The 21,599-nt window shown below is 70.3% G+C and carries 22 protein-coding genes, 1 tRNA gene and 1 pseudogene; 12 read left to right on the forward strand and 12 right to left on the reverse strand.

Going from position 1 to position 21,599, the window contains the following annotated elements; genetic code table 11:
• Window positions 1–29 precede the first annotated feature (29 nt).
• Together EAO72_RS27930 and EAO72_RS42240 are read right to left on the reverse strand one after the other, a co-directional pair.
• Window positions 30–1,037: an ROK family protein gene (locus EAO72_RS27930; RefSeq protein ID WP_148019937.1), complete on the reverse strand. Its 1,008-nt coding sequence runs from the start codon at window positions 1,035–1,037 to the stop codon at window positions 30–32.
• A 393-nt stretch (window positions 1,038–1,430) separates the two neighbouring features.
• A complete protein-coding gene (locus EAO72_RS42240) occupies window positions 1,431–1,580 on the reverse strand; it encodes a hypothetical protein (RefSeq protein ID WP_187285243.1) in 150 nt (49 codons plus the stop codon).
• Between the two features lie 214 nt (window positions 1,581–1,794).
• On the opposite strand from EAO72_RS42240, the gene EAO72_RS27935 reads away from it, so the two are divergent.
• Together EAO72_RS27935 and EAO72_RS27940 are read left to right on the forward strand one after the other, a co-directional pair.
• Window positions 1,795–1,998, forward strand: coding sequence for a hypothetical protein (locus tag EAO72_RS27935; RefSeq protein WP_148019938.1), 204 nt, complete (start codon window positions 1,795–1,797; stop codon window positions 1,996–1,998).
• A gap of 59 nt (window positions 1,999–2,057) precedes the next feature.
• Window positions 2,058–2,558: pseudogene (locus EAO72_RS27940) on the forward strand (tyrosine-type recombinase/integrase); the annotation flags it as partial.
• 79 nt (window positions 2,559–2,637) lie between these two features.
• Here the strand turns inward: EAO72_RS27940 and EAO72_RS27945 are convergent.
• Window positions 2,638–2,711, reverse strand: a tRNA-Pro gene (locus EAO72_RS27945).
• A 116-nt stretch (window positions 2,712–2,827) separates the two neighbouring features.
• Complete coding sequence (locus EAO72_RS27950) at window positions 2,828–3,769, reverse strand: metallophosphoesterase (protein ID WP_148019939.1); 942 nt, start codon at window positions 3,767–3,769, stop codon at window positions 2,828–2,830.
• Window positions 3,770–3,848: 79 nt separating this feature from the next.
• Between EAO72_RS27950 and EAO72_RS27955 the strand changes: the two genes are divergently transcribed.
• Window positions 3,849–4,313 (forward strand): GatB/YqeY domain-containing protein, encoded by a 465-nt coding sequence (locus EAO72_RS27955; RefSeq protein ID WP_148019940.1) that lies wholly within the window; start codon window positions 3,849–3,851, stop codon window positions 4,311–4,313.
• Between the two features lie 147 nt (window positions 4,314–4,460).
• Here EAO72_RS27955 and EAO72_RS27960 read toward each other — a convergent pair whose 3' ends face one another.
• Window positions 4,461–6,704: a transglycosylase domain-containing protein gene (locus tag EAO72_RS27960; protein WP_148019941.1), complete on the reverse strand. Its 2,244-nt coding sequence runs from the start codon at window positions 6,702–6,704 to the stop codon at window positions 4,461–4,463.
• Between the two features lie 398 nt (window positions 6,705–7,102).
• Between EAO72_RS27960 and EAO72_RS27970 the strand changes: the two genes are divergently transcribed.
• Window positions 7,103–7,453, forward strand: coding sequence for a WhiB family transcriptional regulator (locus EAO72_RS27970; protein WP_018551136.1), 351 nt, complete (start codon window positions 7,103–7,105; stop codon window positions 7,451–7,453).
• Window positions 7,454–7,483: 30 nt separating this feature from the next.
• Here the strand turns inward: EAO72_RS27970 and EAO72_RS27975 are convergent, their stop codons facing one another.
• Both EAO72_RS27975 and EAO72_RS27980 read right to left on the reverse strand, forming a co-directional pair.
• Window positions 7,484–8,872 (reverse strand): ArsA family ATPase, encoded by a 1,389-nt coding sequence (locus EAO72_RS27975; protein WP_148022078.1) that lies wholly within the window; start codon window positions 8,870–8,872, stop codon window positions 7,484–7,486.
• Window positions 8,873–8,988: 116 nt separating this feature from the next.
• The gene (locus EAO72_RS27980; protein WP_148019942.1) at window positions 8,989–9,978 is read right to left on the reverse strand and encodes an ArsA family ATPase; all 990 of its coding nucleotides are present in this window, start codon (window positions 9,976–9,978) and stop codon (window positions 8,989–8,991) included.
• Between the two features lie 82 nt (window positions 9,979–10,060).
• Here EAO72_RS27980 and EAO72_RS27985 point away from each other — a divergent pair, with 82 nt between their 5' ends.
• From EAO72_RS27985 to EAO72_RS28000, 4 genes are all read left to right on the forward strand, one after another.
• Entirely contained in the window at window positions 10,061–10,219 is a 159-nt protein-coding gene (locus EAO72_RS27985; protein WP_003967454.1) for a DUF4177 domain-containing protein, read from the forward strand.
• Complete coding sequence (locus EAO72_RS27990; protein ID WP_148019943.1) at window positions 10,219–10,689, forward strand: RidA family protein; 471 nt, start codon at window positions 10,219–10,221, stop codon at window positions 10,687–10,689. The genes EAO72_RS27985 and EAO72_RS27990 overlap by 1 nt, the downstream gene beginning before the upstream one ends.
• Window positions 10,690–10,836: 147 nt before the next feature.
• On the forward strand, window positions 10,837–11,739 hold the full coding sequence (locus EAO72_RS27995) for an NUDIX hydrolase (protein ID WP_148019944.1): 903 nt from the start codon (window positions 10,837–10,839) through the stop codon (window positions 11,737–11,739).
• Window positions 11,736–12,566 (forward strand): MBL fold metallo-hydrolase, encoded by an 831-nt coding sequence (locus EAO72_RS28000; RefSeq protein WP_148019945.1) that lies wholly within the window; start codon window positions 11,736–11,738, stop codon window positions 12,564–12,566. Before EAO72_RS27995 ends, EAO72_RS28000 begins: the two co-directional genes overlap by 4 nt.
• Window positions 12,567–12,727: 161 nt before the next feature.
• Here EAO72_RS28000 and EAO72_RS28005 read toward each other — a convergent pair whose 3' ends face one another.
• Window positions 12,728–13,402 (reverse strand): Crp/Fnr family transcriptional regulator, encoded by a 675-nt coding sequence (locus EAO72_RS28005; RefSeq protein ID WP_123460131.1) that lies wholly within the window; start codon window positions 13,400–13,402, stop codon window positions 12,728–12,730.
• Window positions 13,403–13,872: 470 nt separating this feature from the next.
• Here EAO72_RS28005 and EAO72_RS28010 point away from each other — a divergent pair, with 470 nt between their 5' ends.
• The 4 genes from EAO72_RS28010 (at window position 13,873) to EAO72_RS28025 (ending at window position 17,878) form a co-directional block, all read left to right on the forward strand.
• Window positions 13,873–14,874, forward strand: coding sequence for a hypothetical protein (locus EAO72_RS28010; protein WP_148019946.1), 1,002 nt, complete (start codon window positions 13,873–13,875; stop codon window positions 14,872–14,874).
• A gap of 73 nt (window positions 14,875–14,947) precedes the next feature.
• Window positions 14,948–15,781 carry an endonuclease III gene (gene nth / locus EAO72_RS28015; protein ID WP_148019947.1) on the forward strand — a complete coding sequence of 278 codons (834 nt, stop codon included), beginning with the start codon at window positions 14,948–14,950 and terminating at the stop codon, window positions 15,779–15,781.
• 60 nt (window positions 15,782–15,841) lie between these two features.
• Window positions 15,842–16,585 (forward strand): NUDIX hydrolase, encoded by a 744-nt coding sequence (locus EAO72_RS28020; RefSeq protein WP_148019948.1) that lies wholly within the window; start codon window positions 15,842–15,844, stop codon window positions 16,583–16,585.
• A gap of 87 nt (window positions 16,586–16,672) precedes the next feature.
• On the forward strand, window positions 16,673–17,878 hold the full coding sequence (locus tag EAO72_RS28025) for a MarP family serine protease (RefSeq protein WP_148019949.1): 1,206 nt from the start codon (window positions 16,673–16,675) through the stop codon (window positions 17,876–17,878).
• 310 nt (window positions 17,879–18,188) lie between these two features.
• Here EAO72_RS28025 and EAO72_RS43385 read toward each other — a convergent pair whose 3' ends face one another.
• The 4 genes from EAO72_RS43385 to nhaA form a co-directional block, all read right to left on the reverse strand.
• Window positions 18,189–18,392, reverse strand: a complete 204-nt coding sequence (locus tag EAO72_RS43385) for a hypothetical protein (protein ID WP_148019950.1) — start codon at window positions 18,390–18,392, stop codon at window positions 18,189–18,191.
• A 105-nt stretch (window positions 18,393–18,497) separates the two neighbouring features.
• Window positions 18,498–19,649, reverse strand: a complete 1,152-nt coding sequence (locus EAO72_RS28035) for an alpha/beta fold hydrolase (RefSeq protein ID WP_148019951.1) — start codon at window positions 19,647–19,649, stop codon at window positions 18,498–18,500.
• A complete protein-coding gene (locus tag EAO72_RS28040; RefSeq protein ID WP_148019952.1) occupies window positions 19,646–20,176 on the reverse strand; it encodes a phage holin family protein in 531 nt (176 codons plus the stop codon). Before EAO72_RS28040 ends, EAO72_RS28035 begins: the two co-directional genes overlap by 4 nt.
• A gap of 39 nt (window positions 20,177–20,215) precedes the next feature.
• The coding region (gene nhaA, locus EAO72_RS28045; RefSeq protein ID WP_148022079.1) for a Na+/H+ antiporter NhaA at window positions 20,216–21,599 on the reverse strand (1,384 nt) is incomplete at its 5' end.

The following is a 21,599-nucleotide window of genomic DNA, read 5'->3' on the forward strand; positions in this document are numbered from 1 at the left end:
CGCTGATGTGTCTTCGGGGGAGGGCCGGCTTACGGACGCGGCCCCGAGGCGAGGGCGGGGACGCCGGCCTGTGAGGAGGCGACAGGAGCCTGCGAGGAGGTGACGCCGGCCTGTGAGGAGGCGACGGCTGCCGCGCCTATCAGCCCGGCGTCCAGGGCCAGGAGGGCCGGTACCACGGGCAGCCCGCGGGTGAAGTCGAGGACGGCGTAGTCGGCCAGGTGCCGGCGCAAGGGAGCGAAGAGCGTGTCGCCGGCCTGCGCCACGCCTCCGCCGATCACCACGAGATCGAGCTCGACGAGAGCCGCCGTCGCCGCGATGGCGGCCGCGAGCGCCTGGGCCGCCCGCTCGTAGGCCGCCAGGGCATGCAGGTTCCCCGCCCGCGCCGCTGCCGCGACCGCTGCCGCGGTCGGGGGCACCCCGGCCGGCGCGGACCACCCGGCCGCCTGCGCGTGCGCGGCGATGGCCGTACCGCTGGCGAACCCCTCGACGCAGCCGGGAGCACCGCAGGGGCACAGCGAACCGTCCAGATCGACGGTGATGTGCCCGATGTGACCCGCGTTCCCCGTCCTGCCGGCGTGCAGCCGCCCGTCGAGGATCAGGCCGCCCCCGACCCCGGTGGACACCACCATGCACAGCGCGTTCGCGAACCCGCGCGCCGCGCCCAGCCAGTGCTCCGCGGCGGTCATGGCCACCGCGTCCCCGACCAGCACGGGCCGCACCCCCGCGGGCAGCCGCGGGTGCGCCGCCACCCGCTCGGTCAGCGGGAAACGCCGCCACGCGGGGATGTTGACCGGGCTGACCGTGCCCGCGGCGGTGTCGACCGGACCGGCGCTGGCGATGCCGAGGCAGGCCAGCTCGGCCCACATCGGGTGGAGGGCCAGTTCGTCGAGCACCGAGGTCACCGCCGCCATGAGCTCGTCGGCGGACCGCTGAGCGGGAGTAGGCCGCTGCGCGCGTACGAGCAGCGTGCCCGCATCGTCCACGAGCGCTCCGGCGATCTTCGTGCCGCCGATGTCCAGTGCTCCGTACACCGTCACGTCACCACACCTTTCGTGAAGGAAGCGGGATTCCTTCGCTCCGGAGCACACTCTGACGGGTTCTGACAACGTTGTCTAGTGATCTGTTTAGTTTAGGTAAAGGTTTAGTAAGGCCCGCGCGGGATTCCTGTCACCCGTCCTGTGTGCTGCGGGTGCGCGGGGCGGCCGAAAACACCGGGCCGCACCAGTGCCGCTGGGTGCCCGCGCCTGCTCGCCGATCGGCTGGAAGTTGTGCGGATTGCGGCGGATGTCCGGGCCGGCCGGAGCCGATGGTGACGGGGTGCTGTCGACACTGCTGGACCGGTCCGGCGCTTCGGTCGAGGGCCCATCGAGATATGGCGCTGACCGCCGTTGTTCGCGCTTGTTGGTGTCAGCCGCTGATGTCAGCCGGCCCTATGTCCTGCCGATCAGTACGTAGAACAGCAGAGTCGCGGCCCACATGAGGACCATCGGCAGGACAATCACCGCCACAATGATCTTAAGGAAGATCAGCAGCCGGTCCGCTGCCGTGAAGGGCTCCCGCATCAGGCCGTCATCACTCATGAGTCTCCCCTTTGGCCGCACTGTTCAGCGGTGGTGAGCGGAGCCCAGTAATCGAGTCACTCCGACCGGTGGATGCCCCTTCGATGCGAACTACGGGCGCGATGGCCGCTGAGGTTCGCTTGGCCGTTCAGCAGGGTTGGCAACGTCATACTCGGTTGGCTGTGGTCTCCTCGGTTGCTGTACTCGGCTGCTGTACAGCAACTTCGGAGGACTCATGACCGAACTGCCGGCGAGCGTAGACCGCGACATCCTCGATCACCGGACCATCCTCGCGATCAAGACTATCCGCGAAGCGATGGGCTGCACGATTCATGAAGCCATTGACGTGTTCGCGGTCCGGTATGAGGAGTTGAGGCGTGATCGTCCGGGCGACTTCACTGTCGGGCCTGAAGAGTACGGCCGAGGCTTCTCCTCCTGATCCGTGGCGCACCAGTTTGAAAGACCCCGTACGCGAAGGTGCGCTGACCTGCGGGAGAGCTTGGCGGCCGGCCGGATGCCGATCCGCCGCAGCCCCCGCACATCGTCGTGTGGCGCTCGGTCCGGCGGGGTGGGGACACGAAGACCCGGAAGTCCCGGCGGACGCTCGCTCTACCGGCGCGGTGCGTCGAAGCTCTCTGGCGGCAGTTCGAGGACCAGGGCTGGGAGCGGCTTGCCGCGGGCGACGACTGGGAGAAACACGGGTTGGTCGTCGCCTCGGCAGTCGGCAAGCCTCTCGATGCGACCAGCGTTCGGCGCGCCTTCCGGGTGGTGCTCAAGGTGGTCGAGGGGATTGACGCCGACGGGACGCCCCGGGAGCTCCGGCACAGCTTCGTATCCCTGCTCTCCGACCGTGGTGTCCCTCTGGAGGAGATCTCTCGCCTTGTCGGCCACTCCGGCAGGGCCGTGACCGAGGAGGTCTACCGGAAGCAGATCCGGCCCGTAATCCAGACCGGTGCCGTGGTCATGGACGGCATCTTCAAGCGGGACCCGGGAAGGTAGTCACGCGGATAGACACGCAGACCAAAACAGGTGAGGCACCTACGGAAATCCGTAGGTGCCTCACCTGCTGTTTTGGCTGTCGGGGTGGCGGGATTTGAACCCACGACCTCTTCGTCCCGAACGAAGCGCGCTGCCAAGCTGCGCTACACCCCGATCGCCGCCGGTCTCCCGGCGACATCGATTACTTTAGCCCACCGGCGGCCGGAGACGAAATCCGCTTTTTGCGCCGATCGCGTGGGCGCCGGCGGTCAGTGGCCGGGCACCCTCGGTCACACGTCCCGCGCCGTGAGGGTCAGCAGGGTCGCCTCCGGCGGACAGGCGAAGCGGACCGGGGTGTAGCGGTTGGTGCCGCAGCCGGCCGAGACGTGGAGGTAGGCGCGGTGGCCGTCGGCCGTGTGGCTGGAGAGGCCCTTCACCCGGTCCGTGTCCAGGTCGCAGTTGGTGACCAGGGCTCCGTAGAAGGGGATGCAGAGCTGGCCGCCGTGGGTGTGGCCGGCCAGGATCAGCGGGTAGCCGTCCGCGGTGAAGGCGTCGAGAGAGCGCAGGTAGGGGGCGTGGACCACGCCGATGGAGAGGTCGGCGCCCGTCTCGGGGCCGCCCGAGACCTCCGCGTAGCGGTCGCGCTTGATGTGCGGGTCGTCGAGGCCCGTGAAGGCCAGCTCCAGGCCGTCGATCTTCAGGCGTCCGCGGGTGTTGGACAGGTTCAGCCAGCCAGCGTCGTCGAAGGCGTCGCGCATCGGTTCCCACGGGTTGTGGACGACGCCGACGGCCGGGGCGTTGCCGTTGAGGCCGTGCTTGCCCGCGGCCTTCTCGAAGAGGTAGCGGGCGGGGTTGCGGAGCTTGGGGCCGTAGTAGTCGTTGGACCCGAACACGTACACGCCCGGGAACTCCATCAGCGGGCCCAACGCGTCGAGCAGTTCGGGCACGGCCTCCGGGTCGGAGAGGTTGTCGCCGGTGTTCACGACGAAGTCCGGGCGCAGCCCGGCCAGGGACTGCAGCCAGGCGCGCTTCTTGCGCTGACCGCCGACCATGTGGACGTCGGAGACCTGCAGGACGCGCAACGGGCGTGCCCCGTGCGGGAGTACCGGGATGGTGACCCTTCGCAGACGGAACGAGCGGGCCTCGAATCCGGCCGCGTAAGCGAGACCGGCGGCGCCGGCCGCGGCGGTGACCGCCGTGATTTTCAGGGGTACTCCGTAGCGTGCGCGCATGCGCCCATCGTCGCAGACAGTGTGTGTCCACGGGAAAACCGGCGGGCGGCGAGCACCCCGCACCTGCCACAATCACCCCATGACCACGCTCAAGTCCAAGCTCAAGGAAGACCTCACCACGGCCATGAAGGCGCGCGACGAGCTGACCTCGTCCACGCTCCGGCTGACCCTCACCGCGATCACCAAGGAGGAGGTCGGCGGCAAGACGGCCCGCGAACTCTCCGACGACGAGGTGCAGAAGGTGATCGCCAAGGAGGCCAAGAAGCGCCGCGAGGCGGCCGAGGCCTTCGCCAAGGGCGGCCGGACCGAGCAGGCCGAGCGGGAGAAGAGGGAGGGCGAGCTGCTCGACGCCTACCTCCCGCAGCAGCTGAGCGACGACGAGCTGACCGCGATCGTGGCGTCCGCCGTCGACGAGGCGAAGGCCGCCGGGGCCGAGGGGCCGCGTGCGATGGGGGCCGTGATGAAGATCGTGAACCCGAAGGTGGCGGGGCGCGCCGAGGGCGGCCGGGTGGCTGCCACGGTGAAGCGGCTCCTCGCGGGCTGACGGTACGCGAGGCTCAGCAGTCAGCGCAGTCAGCGCAGTCAGCGCAGTCAGCGCAGTCAGCGCAGTCAGGCAGACATGAAGGTGGGGCGCCCCCGGGCCGGGGGCGCCCCACCTTCATGTCCGACGTACGCGCAAGGACGGGCCGGGTCAGGGGCCGTTCGTCCCGCCGTCGTTCTGGCCGCGGCCGTTGCCGTTGCCGTCGTTCCCACCGATCAGGTCCGGCGAGATGCTGATGCCGGGGAAGGGCGTGTCGTCGCCGGGCTTGTCGTCCTCCTCGCCCGGCTTCTTCTTGTCCTTCTTGTCCTTGTCCTCCTTCGGCTTCGCCCGCGGTACGTCGACCGGGTTGAAGGCCGGGGTCTCGGAGGCGTCGAGGGAGCCGGTCATCGCCGTCTTCCAGATCGGACCGGGCAGACAGCCACCGCAGACGTCCTCGTAGTACTGACCGCCGATGGTGATGTTGCTCATCGGGATCTGGTGGGCGCCGTCGCTGCCGACCCACACCGCCGTGGACAGGTTCGGCGTGTAGCCGACGAACCAGGCGTTGATGCGCTCGTCGGTCGTACCGGTCTTGCCCGCGTTGTCACGGTCGCTGAGACCGGCCGACTGCCCGGTGCCGTCCGCGACGACGCCCTTGAGCATCTGGTTGATGGTGTCGGCCGTGTGCTCGCTCATGGCCCGGTCGCACGTCGACTTCGGTACGCCGATCTTCTTGCCGTCCGGCTTGGTCACCGAGAGGATCGCGACCGGCGAGCAGTACGTGCCCCGGTTGGCGAACGTCGCGTAGACCGAGGCCATCGCCAGCGGCGTCGACTCCTGGCCGCCGAGCGTGGTGTTGGCGACCTGCCACAGCGGCTTGTTGTCGCCGCGGTTGTAGCCGACCTTCTTCGCCATCGCGAGCGTCTCGCAGAGACCGGTCTTCTGCTCCAGCTTCGCGAAGTAGGTGTTGATCGACTTGCCCAGCGCGCTGGTCATGTCGAACATGCCCTTCTCCGTCTCGAGCTCGTTCCCCACCTCCCACGGTTTGTCGTCCGCGGGCTGGTTGTCGCAGGTGCGGAAGCTCTCGCCGGGCAGGGAGATCTCGTGGGGGGTGGTGAAGCTCTGGGCCGGGCTGATGCCCTTCTCCAGCGCCGCCGCCGCGGTGATCGGCTTGAAGGTCGATCCGACCTGGAAGCCGGCGTAGCTGCCGCCCATCTCGTGGTCGACGGAGAGGTTCAGCACAGTCTGGTGCTTGGACGCGTCCAGTCCGTACGGGCGGGACTGCGCCATCGCCAGGATCTGGCCGGTGCCGGGCTGGACCTGCACGACCGAGGCCGCGACCTTGTCGGTCTCGTTGACCCGGGAGGTCGCCGCCTCGTTGGAGGCGGCCTGGGAGCGCGGGTCCAGGGTCGTCTTGATGGTGAGTCCGCCGGTCGCCCAGAGCTTGGCGCGGTCCTTCGCCGTCTTGCCGAAGGCCGGGTCGCTCGTGACGATCTGGCGTACGTAGTCGCAGAAGAAGCCGGATCCGCTGACCGCGGTGATGCAGCCGTTCTTCGGCCGCTTCACCTTCAGCTTGATCGGGGTGGCCTTGGCCTTGTCGGCCTCCTCCTGCGAGATGTCCTTGACGTCGGCCATCCGCTGGATGACGGTGTTGCGACGCTTGGTCGCCTCTTCCTTGTCGTTGACGGGGTCGTAGCGGCTGGGTGACTGCACGATGCCGGCCAGCATCGCCGCCTCCTCCAGCTTGAGGTCCTTCGCCGGCTTGGAGAAGTACCGCTGGGAGGCCGCCTCGACGCCGTACGCCTGCTGTCCGAAGAAGGTGATGTTGAGGTAGTTCTCCAGGATCTTCTTCTTGCCGAGCTCTTCCTCGACCTGGATCGCGTACTTCAGCTCCTGGACCTTGCGGCCCAGCGTCTGCTGGGTGGCCTGGGCGACCTTGGTCGGGTCGTCGCCCGCTTCCTCGACGAAGACGTTCTTCACGTACTGCTGGGTGAGGGTCGACGCGCCCTGCGCGGTCCCGCCCGCCTGTACGTTGCGGTTCATCGCACGCAGGATGCCCTTGAGGTCGACCGCGCCGTGCTCGTAGAAGCGGGCGTCCTCGATCGCGATGATCGCTTTCTGCATGTACGGGGAGATCTTCGTCAGCGGCACGACGGTGCGGTCCCGCGAGTAGACCGTGGCGATCTGGCCGCCCTGGTTGTCCAGGATCGTGGTGCGCTGGCTCAGCGGCGGAGTCTTCAGATTGGCCGGGATCTCGTCGAATCCGTCGACCGTTCCCTTGGCGGCGAGACCCAGTGCTCCGGCGGCCGGCAGCGCGATGCCCGCCAGGACCACTCCGGAGAGTGCGGCGACACCGAGGAACTTGGCGGCCTGCTGGGTCGTCGTGAGACCCCCGCCCGAGCGCTTCTTTGGCATGGGGGCAGCCTACGTTCTCATTCGCCGGACACACGTATATGCCTTGGCCTAAGCTGCTCTCAACTGTCACAGCAGTCCGGTTTTGTATCAACCCCCCTGCATGACCCTGTGCATGACCCGGCCACGAGTTCAGGCGCTCCCGAAATCGCCTCGTGTGTCATCGAACGTCCGTTATGACTCAGGTGGTCTGTCCCGATTCTGTCGGGATAGTCGCGGATGTCCTCACCTCACTCCCCTGGGTGATCTGCCGCATACGCATAGTCCGTTCGGGCCATTCAAGATTGGGCCCGAAGGGGGTGTTGTGCTGTCGCCACCTTCCGTAACGTCCTCAACTGGCAGCGGTGAATATGCCGCTACCGCCGTGGGGGAGCCTCGATTCGGGAGAGGACGGCGCCGGGATGGGCTGGGTAACCGACTGGAGTGCGCAGGCAGCCTGCCGCACTACCGATCCGGATGAACTGTTCGTACAAGGGGCAGCGCAGAACAGGGCCAAGGCGGTGTGCACCGGATGCCCGGTGCGGACCGAGTGCCTTGCCGATGCGCTCGACAATCGCGTCGAATTCGGCGTGTGGGGCGGAATGACCGAGCGGGAGCGCCGCGCACTGCTGCGCCGGCGCCCGACGGTCACGTCCTGGCGCCGGCTGCTGGAGACCGCACGCAGCGAGTACGAGCGGTCCACGGGCATCCTGCCCGTGGCGATCGGGCTGGAGGACGACGAACTGCACGAGACGTTCGCCGCCGTGGGGTAGCCCCGGTCGGCAGGACGGACGACGGGGAGACTACGCAGCTCCGGCCGAGGCGGAACCGGTCGCGAGCCGGTCCCCGATGGCGCGCAGCCCTGCGAGGTCATGGACATCTCCAGGCAGCGCGGCCACCGCGGTCACGGCCACCTCGGGATGCAGCGCGGTGAAGCGGTCGCGTGTGTGCTGTTCGCGCGCGACCACCTGCATCCGTTCGGCATGCAGGCGCAGCAGACCGGCCGTCAGCTGTTCGACGGTCACGGCGGCAGTGGCAGCTGTGTTCGTTGCGGCGTCGGGGCGGGTGTCCGCCTCCGTGTCCGGGAGGTCGGCGGGGTCATGCTCCGAGGCGTGCTCGGACGGTTCGGGGGTGGCGGCTCCTGCGGTGTCCGGGGTCGGTGCGGAGCCGGCCGCGGGGGATTCGGCGGGCTCACGAAGTCCAGCCTTCCCGGCCCCCTGATCCACAATGCCGTCGGCATCAAGATTTTCTGCGGCAGCCAGCGCGCGCTCCGCGGAGAGCCGGGCGGCGTCACTGCCGTGGACCCGGTTGAGCACCAGGCCGGCCAGCGGCATGTCCTCCGCGGCCAGCCGCTCCACGAAGTACGCGGCCTCGCGGAGCGCGTCCCGCTCGGGTGTGGCGACGACGAGGAACGCCGTGCCAGGTGCCTGGAGGAGCTTGTACGTGGCATCGGCGCGGGTGCGGAATCCGCCGAACATGGTGTCCATCGCGGCGACGAAGGTCTGCACGTCCCGCAGGAACTGACCACCGAGCAGCTTGCCCAGCGTTCCCGTCATCATCGACATGCCCACGTTGAGGAACTTCATTCCGGCCCGGCCGCCCATCTTCGCCGGTGCCATCAGCAACTTGATGAACTTCCCGTCCAGGAACGAGCCCAGCCGCTTCGGCGCGTCCAGGAAATCCAGGGCGGACCGTGACGGCGGGGTGTCGACGACGATCAGGTCCCACTCGTCGCGCGCCCGCAGCTGACCGAGCTTCTCCATCGCCATGTACTCCTGCGTGCCGGCGAAACCGGCCGACAGGGACTGGTAGAAGGGGTTCTCCAGGATCGCCCGGGCCCGCTCCCCGTCCGCGTGCGCCTCGACGATCTCGTCGAAGGTCCGCTTCATGTCGAGCATCATGGCGTGCAGTTCGCCGGCGCCCTCGGTCCCGACGCCCTGCACCCGGCGGGGGATGTTGTCCAGCGAGTCGATGCCCATGGACTGGGCCAGCCGGCGCGCCGGGTCGATGGTGAGGACGACGACCTTGCGGCCGCGCTCGGCCGCCCGTACGCCGAGGGCCGCCGCGGTCGTCGTCTTGCCGACGCCGCCCGAGCCGCAGCACACGACGATCCGGATGTCCGGGTCATCGAGCAGGGCGTCGGTGTCCAGGGAAGGGGCCGGGGCCGTGCCGGCGTCAGTACGGGCGCCCACTCCGGCGTCACCGTCGGTGTCCGCTCCGGCGTCCGTACCGGTGCCGGTGTCCGCGCCGGTACGCGCTTTCCTGCCCGTGCCCACACCCGAACCCGAGTCCTTGCCCCTGCCCGATGTCATGAACCCACCCCTTGTTCCGCCGCCCCTTCGCCCACGCCCTGCTTGCGCAGCTCCACCGCCAGTTCGTACAGCCCGGCCGGGTCCACGCCCTCGCCGATCAGCGGGAGTTCGTACGTCGGCAGCCCCAGCCCCGTCAGTACGGCGCGCTGCTCACGCTCCAGCTCCACCCGCTGGGCGTGCTCGGCCGCCTGTTCGACCAGGGGGCGTACGAGTCCGGCGGAGCCGGTCACGCCGGCCCGGGTGAGGGTCTTGGCGATCTCCTTGCGCCGCCCGCCCGCGGCGGTGCGCAGCGCGTCCTCGTCCAGCAGGTGCGGGCGCACCATGTTCACGATGACCCGGCCCACCGGAAGCTCGGCGGCCCGCAGTTCCGTGATGCCGTCGGCGGTCTCCTGGACCGGCATCTCCTCCAGGAGGGTCACCAGGTGCACCGCCGTCTCGGGGGACTTCAGCACCCTCATCACGGCCTGCGCCTGATTGTGTATCGGGCCGATCCGGGCCAGCCCCGCCACCTCGTCGTTCACGTTGAGGAAGCGGGTGATCCGGCCGGTCGGCGGAGCGTCCATGATCACGTAGTCGTAGACGAACCGGTTCCGCTTGTCCTTGCGCCGCACGGCCTCGCACGCCTTGCCCGTCAGCAGGACGTCCCGGACACCGGGGGCGATGGTGGTGGCGAAGTCGATCGCGCCGAGCTTCTTCAGCGCCCGGCCCGCGCTGCCGAGCTTGTAGAACATCTGGAGGTAGTCGAGGAGGGCGCGCTCGGCGTCGATCGCGAGTGCGTACACCTCGCCGCCGCCGGGCGCGACGGCGATCTTGCGCTCCTCGTAGGGGAGGGAGTCCGCCTCGAAGAGCTGGGCGATGCCCTGTCTGCCCTCGACCTCGACGAGGAGGGTGCGCCTGCCCTCGGTCGCGAGGGCGAGCGCGAGGGCGGCGGCGACCGTGGTCTTACCGGTACCGCCCTTGCCGCTGACGACCTGGAACCTGCTCACGTATTCGAGCCTAACCAGTCGTGCCGCAGGCTACGCACGAGGTCGGGCGTCCCGTGGACCGGCCAGGCATTACAGTCGGGCCATGACCAAGTGGGAATACGCGACCGTGCCCCTTCTCGTGCACGCGACCAAGCAGATTCTGGACACCTGGGGCGAGGACGGCTGGGAGCTGGTCCAGGTCGTTCCCGGCCCGAACAACCCCGAGCAGCTCGTGGCCTACCTCAAGCGGGAGAAGGCCTGATGGCGGGCGCCGTCGAGGCGAAGCTCGCCGAACTCGGGCTGGCGCTGCCGGACGTCGTACCGCCGCTCGCCTCGTACCAGCCCGCCGTGCGGTCCGGGGTGTACGTGTACACCTCGGGCCAGCTGCCGATGGTGGACGGCAAGCTCGCCGTCACCGGCAAGGTCGGCGCGGAAGTCACGCCCGACGAGGCGAAGGAACTGGCGAAGACCTGCGCGCTGAACGCGCTGGCCGCCGTGAAGTCGGTCGCGGGTGACCTGGACCGGATCGCCCGTGTGGTGAAGGTCGTCGGGTTCGTCGCCTCGGCCACGGACTTCACCGGCCAGCCCGCCGTGATCAACGGCGCGAGCGAACTGCTCGGCGCGGTGCTCGGCGACAAGGGCGTGCACGCCCGCAGCGCCGTCGGCGTGGCCGTGCTGCCGCTGGACGCGCCGGTCGAGGTCGAGGTCCAGGTCGAGCTGACCGGAGCCTGAGCCGAAGCCGTACCGCTGCCGGGGCGCCGCCCCGATTCCGTGGGGTCCCGTCCGGTCGTGACGACCGGGCGGGATCATCTGTGTACGGGGCATGTACGGATCACCGCGCCCCTCGAACATCGGCACGGTTCCGGATAGCCTCCGGCCATGTCCAATGGTCAGTGGTACCCACCGGAATGGCCCGGCCGGATCCGGGCCCTCGCCGCAGGCGAACTGACGGCGGCGGCCCCCAGGCGGGCCGCCACCGTGATGCTGCTCCGGGACTCCGCCGCGGGTGCCGGGGACGGGCCCACGGTCCACATGCTGCGCCGGCGCACCTCGATGGCCTTTGCCGGAGGTGCGTACGCCTATCCGGGTGGCGGGGTCGACCCGCGCGACGACGACCGGCTCGTCGGCTGGTCCGGACCCGCGCTGGAGGACTGGGCGAAGCGGCTCGGGGTCGGTACGGCGGCCGAGGCCCAGGCCATCGTGTGCGCCGCGGTCCGCGAGACGTACGAGGAGGCGGGCGTCCTGCTCGCCGGTCCGACCGCGGGCACGGTCGTCACGGACACCACCGGTGCGGACTGGGAGGCCGACCGCGAGGCGCTGGTCGCGCGGGAGTTGTCGTTCGCCGAGTTCCTCGACCGGCGCGGGCTGGTGCTGCGCTCCGATCTGCTCGGCGCCTGGGCGCGCTGGATCACTCCGGAGTTCGAACCGCGCCGCTACGACACCTGGTTCTTCGTCGCCGCGCTCCCGGCCGGTCAGCGCACCCGCAACGCCTCGACGGAGGCCGACCGCACGGTGTGGATCGGTCCGGCCGAGGCGGCCGACGGATACGACCGGGGTGAGCTGCTGATGATGCCGCCGACGGTTTCCACGCTGCGTGCGCTCAGGCCGTACGCCACCGCCGCGCAGGCGCTGGAGGCGGCATCGGGCCAGGATCTCGCCCCGGTGCTCGCACAGGCCCGTCTGGAGGGCGGAGAGCTGGTGCTGAGCTGGCCGGGGCACGAGGAGTTCACCAAGCACATCCCGGTGGGCGGCGGGAGCGGTGCGGGCGGTGGTTCCGCATGAGTGACGCGGCCGCGCTGCCCGGACAGCCGCGCGGCGGGGTGCTGTCCGGCCCCGCCACGACCCGTGCGGTCAACGTCCTCGCGCCGAACGCGTCGGCCATGACGCTGGACGGCACCAACACCTGGATCGTCGCCGAGCCCGACTCGGACCTCGCGGTGGTCATCGACCCGGGCCCGCTGGACGACGCCCATCTGCGGGCGGTCATCGACACGGCCGACCGCGCGGGCCGGCGGATCGCGCTCACGCTCCTCACTCACGGGCACCCCGACCACGCGGAGGGCGCGGCCCGGTTCGCCGAGCTGACCCGGACGAAGGTGCGGGCCCTGGACCCGGAGCTCCGGCTCGGCGACGAGGGCCTGGGCACGGGGGACGTGATCACGACCGGTGGGCTCGAGATGTACGTGGTGCCGACCCCGGGCCACACCGCGGACTCGCTCTCCTTCCATCTGCCCGCCGACCGCGCGGTGCTGACGGGCGACACGATCCTCGGGCGCGGGACGACGCTGGTGGCGCACCCGGACGGGCGGCTGGGGGACTACCTCGACTCGCTGCGGCGGCTGCGTTCCCTGACGGTCGACGACGGGGTGCACACCGTGCTGCCCGGCCACGGCCCGGTGCTGGACGACGCGCAGGGCGCGGTCGAGTTCTACCTGGCCCACCGCGCACACCGCCTGGCCCAGGTGGAGACGGCCGTGGAGGCCGGGTATCTGACGTCATCCCAGGTGGTGGCACACGTGTACGCGGACGTGGACCGGTCCCTGTGGCCCGCGGCCGAGCTCTCGGTGCGGGCGCAGCTGGAGTATCTGCGGGAACACGGACTGATCTGACGGGCCCCGCCGGTACGTGCGGAGCCGGGCGGCCCTGCCCCGCACGTACGGACCCGGGCGGGCCCCGCCCCGTACCGACCGGGCGGGCCCGCTCTGTGACGTACGCGAGGGGCCCCGCCGGTGTCCGGCGGGGCCCCTCGGGCGTTGCGTACGACGACGGGTCAGCGGGACCGCTTGGCCAGCCGCTCCACGTCCAGCAGGATCACCGCACGGGCCTCCAGCCGCAGCCAGCCGCGGCCGGCGAAGTCGGCGAGGGCCTTGTTGACCGTCTCGCGGGACGCGCCGACCAGCTGGGCCAGCTCCTCCTGCGTCAGGTCGTGCACGACGTGGATGCCTTCCTCCGACTGGACGCCGAAGCGGCGCGACAGGTCGAGAAGGGCGCGGGCGACGCGGCCCGGCACGTCGGAGAAGACCAGGTCGGACATCTGGTCGTTGGTCTTGCGCAGGCGCCGGGCTACGGCGCGCAGCAGGGCCGTGGCCACCTCGGGGCGTACGTTCAGCCAGGGCTGAAGGTCGCCGTGGCCGAGGCCGAGGAGCTTGACCTCGGTCAGCGCGGTCGCGGTGGCGGTACGCGGGCCCGGGTCGAAGAGCGACAGCTCACCGATCAGTTCGCCGGGGCCGAGGACCGCCAGCATGTTCTCGCGCCCGTCGGGGGACGTGCGGTGGAGCTTCACCTTGCCCTCGGTGACCACATAGAGGCGGTCACCCGGGTCACCCTCGTGGAACAGCGCGTCGCCGCGCGCGAGGGTCACCTCACTCATCGAGGCGCGGAGCTCCGCGGCCTGCTCGTCATCGAGCGCCGCGAAAAGCGGGGCGCGCCGCAGAACGTCGTCCACGAGTTCTCTCCTTGTCGGCCTGTTCAGGGAACCGTGGTCCCCATCATGCCGGACGGTAAAACAGTGCGATCAATCACAAACCAGTTTGACGCACGCGCGTGCCGGGGCGTACGGCAGGGGGCCGATTGGGGGCGGATCCCCCGCGAGCGGGGTGGATGCCGGGGCCCGGCACGGGGCCGGACGGGTGACCTGCGTGCCGGTGAGCGTGCAGGCGGACGGGGCCGACCGGGTGGCGACGTGGCCTGATTCAGCCGTGGGCGAACAGGGCGTCAGGGGCCGCGAAAAGCCGGCGAACGGCGCCCTGTGCGGGAGTGGGAGGCGCGGGCGGGCCGGGGGTCCTCTCTCGAGCCGACATACCCCCTGCTGGTATCCAAATGCGGGTTGACCTCATACCCCTAGGGGGTATGTACTGCTGACGAGGGTCCGACCCCGCAGCTGTCCCGCCCGCTCGATCCGCCGAGGAGTCCGCCATGAACACCGCCCTGAAGATCACCGCCTTCACCGCCGGTCTCGCCACCGTCTTCGGCGCCTCGTACGGCATCGGCCACGCCACCGGTGGCCCGTCCGCGAAGCCGGCCACCGCCGCCCACGCGGGGCACACCTCGGCCGCGCCTTCGGATCCGGCCTCCCCGCGCGCCGCCGATGCCTCGGACGCCGACGGCGCCGCGGACGGCGACGGCCCGCTGCCCGGGGGTCTGCAGATCTCCGAAGGCGGCTACACGCTCAGCCTCAGCGACCCCTACGTCACCGCCGGAGCGCCCGCCGATCTGCGCTTCCGGATCCTCGGGGCGGACGGCGAGCCCGTCACCGCCTACCGGGCCGCGCACGGCAAGGAATTGCACCTCATCGTCGCCCCGCGCGACCTCTCCACCTTCCAGCACCTGCACCCCACCCGCGCCGRCGACGGCACCTGGCGGACGTCCGCCGCCCTGCCCGCCGCCGGCGAGTACCGCGTCTTCGCCGACTTCACCCCGGCCGGCGCCTCCGAGGGCCTCACCCTCGGCGCCGACCTGCATGCCGCCGGCGACCTGCGCCCCGTACCGCCGGCCAGGACAGGGCGCACCGTCACCGTCGACGGCTACCAGGTCACCCTGACCGGTGACCTCGTCCCGGGCCGCTCCACGCGGATCGGCCTCGCCGTGGCCAAGGACGGCAGGCCCGTCACCGATCTCCAGCCCTACCTCGGCGCGTACGGCCACCTGGTCGCTCTGAGGGCCGGTGACCTCGCCTATCTGCACGTCCACCCCGACGGAGAGCCCGGCGACGGCACCGCGCCCGGCCCGGACATCACCTTCACCACCACCGCGCCGAGCCGGGGCGGCTACCGCCTCTTCCTGGACTTCCGGCACGGGGACGTGGTCCGCACCGCGGCCTTCACGGTCACCGCCGCCGACAGCCCGGCGGAGGCCTCCCCCACCGCTTCGGCGTCTGCCTCGGCTTCCGCGGAGCATGACGGGGATCATCAGCACTGAAGCGCCCACGCCCCGATCCGCACCTGAAGAGAACCGGCCCCGGGGCCTCGCCCCTTCGGCGTAGCCTTCGGACATGGCAGAGAGCAAGGTCCGTAAGCCCGCGGCCGAACCTGTGGTGAAGGCGGCTGCGAAGCCGGCAAAACCGGAGTCGCGCCTGGCGATGGTGCGGCGTGCGCGGAAGATCAACCGGGTCCTGGCGGAGACGTATCCGTACGCACATCCGGAGCTGGACTTCGAGTCGCCGTTCGAGCTGCTGGTGGCCACCGTGCTGTCGGCGCAGACGACGGACCTGAGGGTGAACCAGACGACGCCGGCGCTGTTCGCGAAGTACCCGACTCCGGAGGACATGGCGATGGCCGTCCCGGAGGAGATGGAAGAGATCATCCGGCCCACGGGCTTCTTCCGGGCCAAGACCAAGTCGCTCATAGGCCTCTCCGTCGCGCTCCGGGACCGTTTCGGCGGCGAAGTGCCGGGACGCCTCGCCGATCTCGTGACCCTGCCCGGGGTCGGCCGCAAGACCGCCAACGTCGTCCTCGGCAATGCCTTCGGCGTACCGGGCATCACCGTCGACACGCACTTCGGCCGGTTGGTCCGCCGCTGGAAGTGGACCGAGCAGGAGGATCCGGAGAAGGTCGAGGCGGAGATCGCGATGATCTTCCCCAAGAGCGAATGGACGATGCTCTCCCACCGCGTCGTCTTCCACGGCCGCCGTGTCTGCCACGCCCGCCGTCCCGCCTGCGGCGCCTGTCCGGTCGCCCCGCTCTGTCCTTCGTACGGGGAGGGCGAGACGGACCCCGAGAAGGCCAGGAAGCTGCTGAAGTACGAGATGGGCGGTCAGCCGGGCCAGCGCCTGAAACCGCCGGCGGACTACCCGGGCAGCCCCGCCCCCGCGCTGGGCGCGGGCTGACCGGCGAGGCGCTCCGGAACGAAATGCGTAAGGACAGGCGTTGTGAAACGAGGGGTGCCTATGAAGACGCATGAACACAGCACGGACGCGGCCGCCGCCGCTGGGCGGGATACCGCCGACCACATCGCCGACGACGCCGCGATCGACGTCACGACCGAGGGCCTGCCCGACTGGCTGGATCCCGTCGCCCGAGCCGCGCGGACCATCGAGCCGCAGCAGCTCAGCCGCTTTCTGCCGCCCGCGAGCGGCGCCGGGCGGCAGTCCGCGGTGCTCGTCCTGTTCGGCGAGGGCGCACACGGGCCGGAACTGCTCCTGATGGAGCGCGCCGGAAGCCTGCGCTCCCACCCTGGCCAGCCCTCCTTCCCCGGCGGTTCGCTGGATCCGGCCGACGGCGACCAGGAGACGACAGGGCCGCTCCGGGCCGCGCTGCGCGAGGCGGAGGAGGAGACCGGTCTCGATCCGCGCGGGGTGCAGATCTTCGGCGTGCTGCCCCGGCTCTACATCCCGGTCAGCAGCTTCGTGGTGACTCCGGTCCTCGGCTGGTGGCGTTCGCCCAGCCCGGTCGGGGTCGTCGACCCGGCGGAGACCGCCCGGGTCTTCACGGTGCCCGTGGCGGATCTCACGGATCCGGCCAACCGGGTGACCACGCGCCACCCCAGCGGTCACCGCGGCCCGGCATTTCTGGTCGAATCCGCACTCGTCTGGGGGTTCACGGCCGGGGTGATCGACCGGATTCTGCACTTCGCGGGCTGGGAGCGCCCCTGGGACAGGGCCAAGCAGGTGCCGCTCGACTGGCGCGCATGACAGGCTGACTCCCGAGCTCCGCTACCGGGCCTTCCCGGCCACGGGGAGCCGTACGGGCCCGGTGACGAATCTGCGAGGCAATAGACGGTGAACGTGCTGGACATCCTGCTGCTGGCCGGCGCCGTGTGGTTCGCGGTCATCGGCTACCGCCAGGGGTTCGTCGTCGGCATTCTGTCGGTGATCGGGTTCCTGGGCGGCGGTCTCGTCGCCGTCTATCTGCTGCCCATCCTGTGGGACCAGGTGACGGACGGCTCGGAGGTCTCGTCGACCGCGGCCATCGTCGCGGTCGTCATCGTGATCGTGTGCGCCTCGGTGGGCCAGGCCTTCACCACCCACCTGGGGAACAAACTCCGCCGGTACATCACGTGGTCGCCCGCGCGCGCCCTCGACGCGACCGGCGGCTCCCTCGTCAACGTCGTCGCGATGCTGCTGGTGGCCTGGCTGATCGGCTCCGCGCTGGCGGGCACGTCCCTGCCGACGCTGGGCAAGGAGGTTCGCAGCTCCTCCGTCCTGCTCGGCATCTCCCGGGTGATGCCGCCCCAGGCCTCCACCTGGTTCACGGACTTCTCCTCGGTCCTCGCGCAGAACGGCTTCCCGCAGGTCTTCAGCCCGTTCGCCAACGAACCCATCACCGAGGTCAGGGCCCCGGACCCCGCCCTGGCCGGCAGCCCCGTGGCGGCCCGCGCCAAGGAGTCGATCGTCAAGGTCGTCGGTACGGCCCCGAGCTGCGGCAAGGTCCTCGAAGGCACCGGATTCGTCTTCTCCGACCGCCGGGTGATGACCAACGCCCACGTCGTCGGCGGCGTCGACGAACCGACCGTGCAGATCGGCGGCCAGGGACGCCTCTACGACGCGAAGGTCGTCCTCTACGACTGGCGGCGCGACATCGCCGTACTCGACGTGCCGGACCTCGACGCGAAGCCGCTGCAGTTCACCGACACCGACCACGACGCCGCGACCGGGAACAGCGCGATCGTCGCGGGCTTCCCGGAGAACGGCTCGTACGACGTGCGCTCCGCGCGTGTCCGTGCCCGTATCGACGCGAACGGGCCCGACATCTACCACCGCGGCACCGTCCGCCGCGATGTCTACTCGCTCTACACGACGGTCCGTCAGGGCAACTCCGGCGGCCCGCTGCTGACGCCCGACGGCAAGGTGTACGGAGTCGTGTTCGCCAAATCGCTCGACGACCCCGACACCGGCTATGCCCTCACGGCCGACGAGATCCGCCAGGACATCACGCAGGGCCGTACCGCCAACCAACAGGTCGACAGCCAGGCGTGCGCGCTCTAGTAGGGCTTTGCCAGGTGGTGCCGTAGGTCTGCCACGGGTGGGTTGCCGGTGGGTTGCCACCCTGTCGTCACAGTGCCGTCTGCCGCGCGGCGGTCTGTGCGCTCGTTCGCCGTACCGGCTCCAGGCCCCGGTACGTCCAAGTGCAGGGGCCTGGAGCCGGCACGCCGAGAGCACGCACCGGACGGCCGCGCTGCCGCCCGTCGTCCGAAGGGCGCCAGCGCGGCCGCCCTTCGGACGACGACGGCAGTCCGATGACGGGCCCAGGGAGCGTGGGTCGAAGGCCCCGCCGGCGAGGTGGCGGGACCGCGCATCATCCGCGCGGGTGGCGCAGCCGCGCGGAGACCCAGCGGGCCCTGCGGCGGAGGATGTGCGGAATGCCGAGCCGGGGATCATGCAGAACATGCATAGCGTGCACCCGGCCCTGGAGGCCGCCCCCCTCATGAGTGCCCGGTGCCGCCGTGGCGGTCGAGCGACGATTGCGTGCTGCGTCACCGAAGTCGTGCGTCCAGCCCATACCCGGACGTCTGCCCGTGACGCATGGTCGGTAACCGCCCATCCGCCAGCCAATTGGCCTATGCGGCAGGCAAGTGGCTGTTCGTCGGACATGTGTGCCCGCCGGCTAGCGGTCGGGCTCGGAATCCTTGAGCCAGTTGATGAGTTCGGCCGAGAAACCGGCCGGATCCTCCTCATGGGGGAAGTGGCCCAGACCGTCGAAAAGTCGCCAACGGTACGGTGCCTCGACGTACTCGCCGGACCCCGCCGAACTACGGGTGCGGACCGCCGGATCGAGTGAACCGTGCAGATGCAGGGTCGGCACCCGCACCGGCCGTTTCATGCGCCGGTTGAACTGGATGCCGTCCGGCCGTGCCAGCGAGCGCACCATCCAGCGGTAGGGCTCGATCGAGCAGTGCGCGGTCGACGGGATGGACATGGCGCGCCGGTACACGTCCACCGCGGCGTCGTCCGGGAACTCCGCGGTCCCCGGGCCCGCCCACTCGTGGATCAGCCGTCCCACCAACGCCGCGTCGTCCGCCACGAGCTGACGCTCCGGAACCCAGGGCCGCTGAAAGCCCCAGACGTACGACCCCGCACGGGACTGGGCGAAGTCGGAGAGCATCGAGGAGCGCCACCGGCGCGGATGCGGCATCGAGGACACCACCAGCCGTCGCACCAGCTTGGGGCGCATCACCGCGGCCGTCCAGGCCAGGTAGCCGCCCATGTCATGGCCGACCAGCGCGGCGTCCGGTTCGCCGAGTGAGCGGATCACGCCGGTGATGTCGAGTGCCAGGTTGGCGGGGTCGTAGCCGCGGGGCGTCCGGTCGCTGCCACCCACCCCGCGCAGGTCCATCGCCACGGCGCGGAAGCCCGCGTCGGCGAGTGCCGGAAGCTGGTGGCGCCAGGTCCACCAGAACTGCGGGAAGCCGTGCAGGAGAAGGACCAGCGGGCCTTCGCCCATTTCGGCGATGTGGAAGCGGGCGCCGTTGGCCGCGACGTCCCGATGGGTCCAGGGGCCGTCGAGGCGGACGGGACCGCCTGCCGCGGACGCGGGAGCCGCTGGACTGTTCGCCGCGGACGACGGGGGAGCCGTGGGACTGCTTGCTGCCGACGCGGGAGCCGCTGGGCCGCCCGCCGCCGACGCGGGAGCTGTTGGGTCGCCGGGAGCCGGGGCGGCCGGGCCGGGGTTGTGGCCCGCCGGACCGGCCGGCTTCTCCTGACCTGCCCGGTCTTCCGGGCCCACAGGGCGAAATGCGCTGGAATCGGGGACCGTCATGTGGATGAGCGTGCCACAGCAGACGCCTTGTCCTGGACCGGACGGTTCTCGATGGCCTTGTCCGCAAGTGTGCTGCCGCCGATCGGCAGGATCGCGTCCGCGCCGACGCTCGCGCGCGGGTGCGGCTTGACCCCCTGAAGGACGGCGGCGGTCTGCTTGGCCGAGGCGATGGACTTCTCCGGCGGCTTGACCTTCTTGAACTTGGCGTAGCCGAAGAGCGCGAGCAGGATCCCCAGCAGGATGAACGCACCGCCCACGATCAGAAACGACCAGGCGAGGCCGAGTCCCAGGTTGTGGATTCCGTACGCGGCCGCGAAGCTCAGCACCGGGATCGCGAACAGAATCAGCACGCCCGTGACGATGAACGCCACGCTGCCGATGACGCCACGCTTGACGTCCTGTCGTACCTCGGCCTTGGCCAGGGCAATCTCGTCGTGCACCAGCGCCGACAGTTCGGCCGTCGCCGAGGCGACCAGCTGGCCGAGACTGCGGTCGGCGCTGCCCGCGTAATTGCCGGGGTCGCTCATCCCTGACTCCCTCTCCTGTTCAACACATCCGATGTCAGATCATGCCGGACTGTCCGGCTTGTTGCTCGCTGCCCCCGCCACTTGGGCAAGGCGGCGGTGCTCGGCCGCCTTCTTCTCGTAGAGCGCGGCCATCCGCAGGTGGTACTCCGGATCGTCCTGCTCGTAGATGTCCGGAATCCCGGACGCGTCCTCGTCGAGTTCCTCCGCGTCGAACAGCGCCCGGTATCTGCGTACCCGCAGTTTGAGCAGTACACCGGAGAGTACGGCCGCAATCAGGGAACCGATGAGAACCGATGCCTTGATCTCGTTGATCATGTCGTCGTCGCCGACGAAGGCGAGCTCCCCGATGAGCAGCGAGACGGTGAAGCCGATGCCGGCGAGTGAGGCGACCGCGAAGACATCGGCCCAGGCCAGATCCTTGTTCAGCTCCGCTTTGGTGAACCGGGTGGCCAGCCACGTACCGCCGAAGATGCCGATCGTCTTGCCGACGACGAGCCCCAGGACGACACCGAGCGTTTCGGGCCGGGTGAACACGCCGGCCAGCGCGCCGCCGGAGAGGGAGACACCGGCGGAGAAGAGTGCGAACAGCGGTACGGCGAGTCCGGCCGACAGCGGGCGGACCAGGTGCTCGATGCGTTCGCCGGGCGAGTGCTCCTCGCCCTCGCGCCGGGTGCAGCGCAGCATCAGGCCCATGGCGACACCGGCGATGGTGGCGTGGATGCCGCTGTTGTACATCAGCCCCCAGATGATCAGGGCGAGCGGCACGTAGACGTACCAGCCGCGGACGTCGAACCGCAGCAGGAGGTAGAAGACGGCGAGGCCGGCGAAGGCGCCGATCAGCGCGACGAAGTCGATGTTCTCGGTGAAGAAGACCGCGATGATCAGGATCGCGAAGAGGTCGTCGACCACGGCGAGGGTCAGCAGGAACGCGCGGAGCGCGGCGGGCAGCGAGGTGCCGATGACGGCGAGGACGGCGAGCGCGAAGGCGATGTCGGTGGCCGTGGGCACGGCCCAGCCGCCGGTGGAGCCGTCGCCGAGCACAGCCACGAGCGTGTAGACGACCGCCGGTACCGCCATGCCGCACAGGGCGGCGACGACCGGGAGCGCGGCCGCCTTGGGGTCGCGCAGCTCGCCCGCGACGAGTTCGCGCTTGAGCTCGACTCCCGCGACGAAGAAGAAGACGGCGAGCAGCCCGTCGGCCGCCCAGTGCGCCACGGACAGATGGAGGCCGAGCACCCCGGGCCCGAAGTGGAAATGGCTGACGCTCGTGTAACTCGATCCGAAGGTGTTCGCCCAGACGAGGGCTGCCACGGCGGCGACCAGGAGTATGACTCCGCCGACCGTCTCCGTACGCAGGGCGTCGGTGAGGTAGTTCCGCTCGGGGAGCGGCAGACGGCCCAAGAAGGTGCGGCGGGGGGAGGGG

This window comes from Streptomyces sp. OR43 (assembly GCF_008042275.1).
Taxonomy (GTDB): Bacteria; Actinomycetota; Actinomycetes; order Streptomycetales; family Streptomycetaceae; genus Streptomyces.

What these genes read in the sequence shown, in the direction of transcription:
- EAO72_RS27950 (WP_148019939.1), bottom strand. Translation starts at nt 3,769, where the DNA reads ATGCGCGCACGCTACGGAGTACCCCTGAAAATCACGGCGGTCACCGCC.
- EAO72_RS42240 (WP_187285243.1), bottom strand. Translation starts at nt 1,580, where the DNA reads ATGAGTGATGACGGCCTGATGCGGGAGCCCTTCACGGCAGCGGACCGG.
- EAO72_RS28020 (WP_148019948.1), top strand. Translation starts at nt 15,842, where the DNA reads ATGAAGACGCATGAACACAGCACGGACGCGGCCGCCGCCGCTGGGCGG.
- EAO72_RS28040 (WP_148019952.1), bottom strand. Translation starts at nt 20,176, where the DNA reads ATGAGCGACCCCGGCAATTACGCGGGCAGCGCCGACCGCAGTCTCGGC.
- EAO72_RS28035 (WP_148019951.1), bottom strand. Translation starts at nt 19,649, where the DNA reads ATGACGGTCCCCGATTCCAGCGCATTTCGCCCTGTGGGCCCGGAAGAC.
- EAO72_RS27985 (WP_003967454.1), top strand. Translation starts at nt 10,061, where the DNA reads ATGACCAAGTGGGAATACGCGACCGTGCCCCTTCTCGTGCACGCGACC.
- EAO72_RS28000 (WP_148019945.1), top strand. Translation starts at nt 11,736, where the DNA reads ATGAGTGACGCGGCCGCGCTGCCCGGACAGCCGCGCGGCGGGGTGCTG.
- EAO72_RS27995 (WP_148019944.1), top strand. Translation starts at nt 10,837, where the DNA reads ATGTCCAATGGTCAGTGGTACCCACCGGAATGGCCCGGCCGGATCCGG.
- EAO72_RS43385 (WP_148019950.1), bottom strand. Translation starts at nt 18,392, where the DNA reads ATGGGCTGGACGCACGACTTCGGTGACGCAGCACGCAATCGTCGCTCG.
- nth (WP_148019947.1), top strand. Translation starts at nt 14,948, where the DNA reads ATGGCAGAGAGCAAGGTCCGTAAGCCCGCGGCCGAACCTGTGGTGAAG.
- EAO72_RS27955 (WP_148019940.1), top strand. Translation starts at nt 3,849, where the DNA reads ATGACCACGCTCAAGTCCAAGCTCAAGGAAGACCTCACCACGGCCATG.
- EAO72_RS27960 (WP_148019941.1), bottom strand. Translation starts at nt 6,704, where the DNA reads ATGCCAAAGAAGCGCTCGGGCGGGGGTCTCACGACGACCCAGCAGGCC.
- EAO72_RS27935 (WP_148019938.1), top strand. Translation starts at nt 1,795, where the DNA reads ATGACCGAACTGCCGGCGAGCGTAGACCGCGACATCCTCGATCACCGG.
- EAO72_RS27970 (WP_018551136.1), top strand. Translation starts at nt 7,103, where the DNA reads ATGGGCTGGGTAACCGACTGGAGTGCGCAGGCAGCCTGCCGCACTACC.
- EAO72_RS27990 (WP_148019943.1), top strand. Translation starts at nt 10,219, where the DNA reads ATGGCGGGCGCCGTCGAGGCGAAGCTCGCCGAACTCGGGCTGGCGCTG.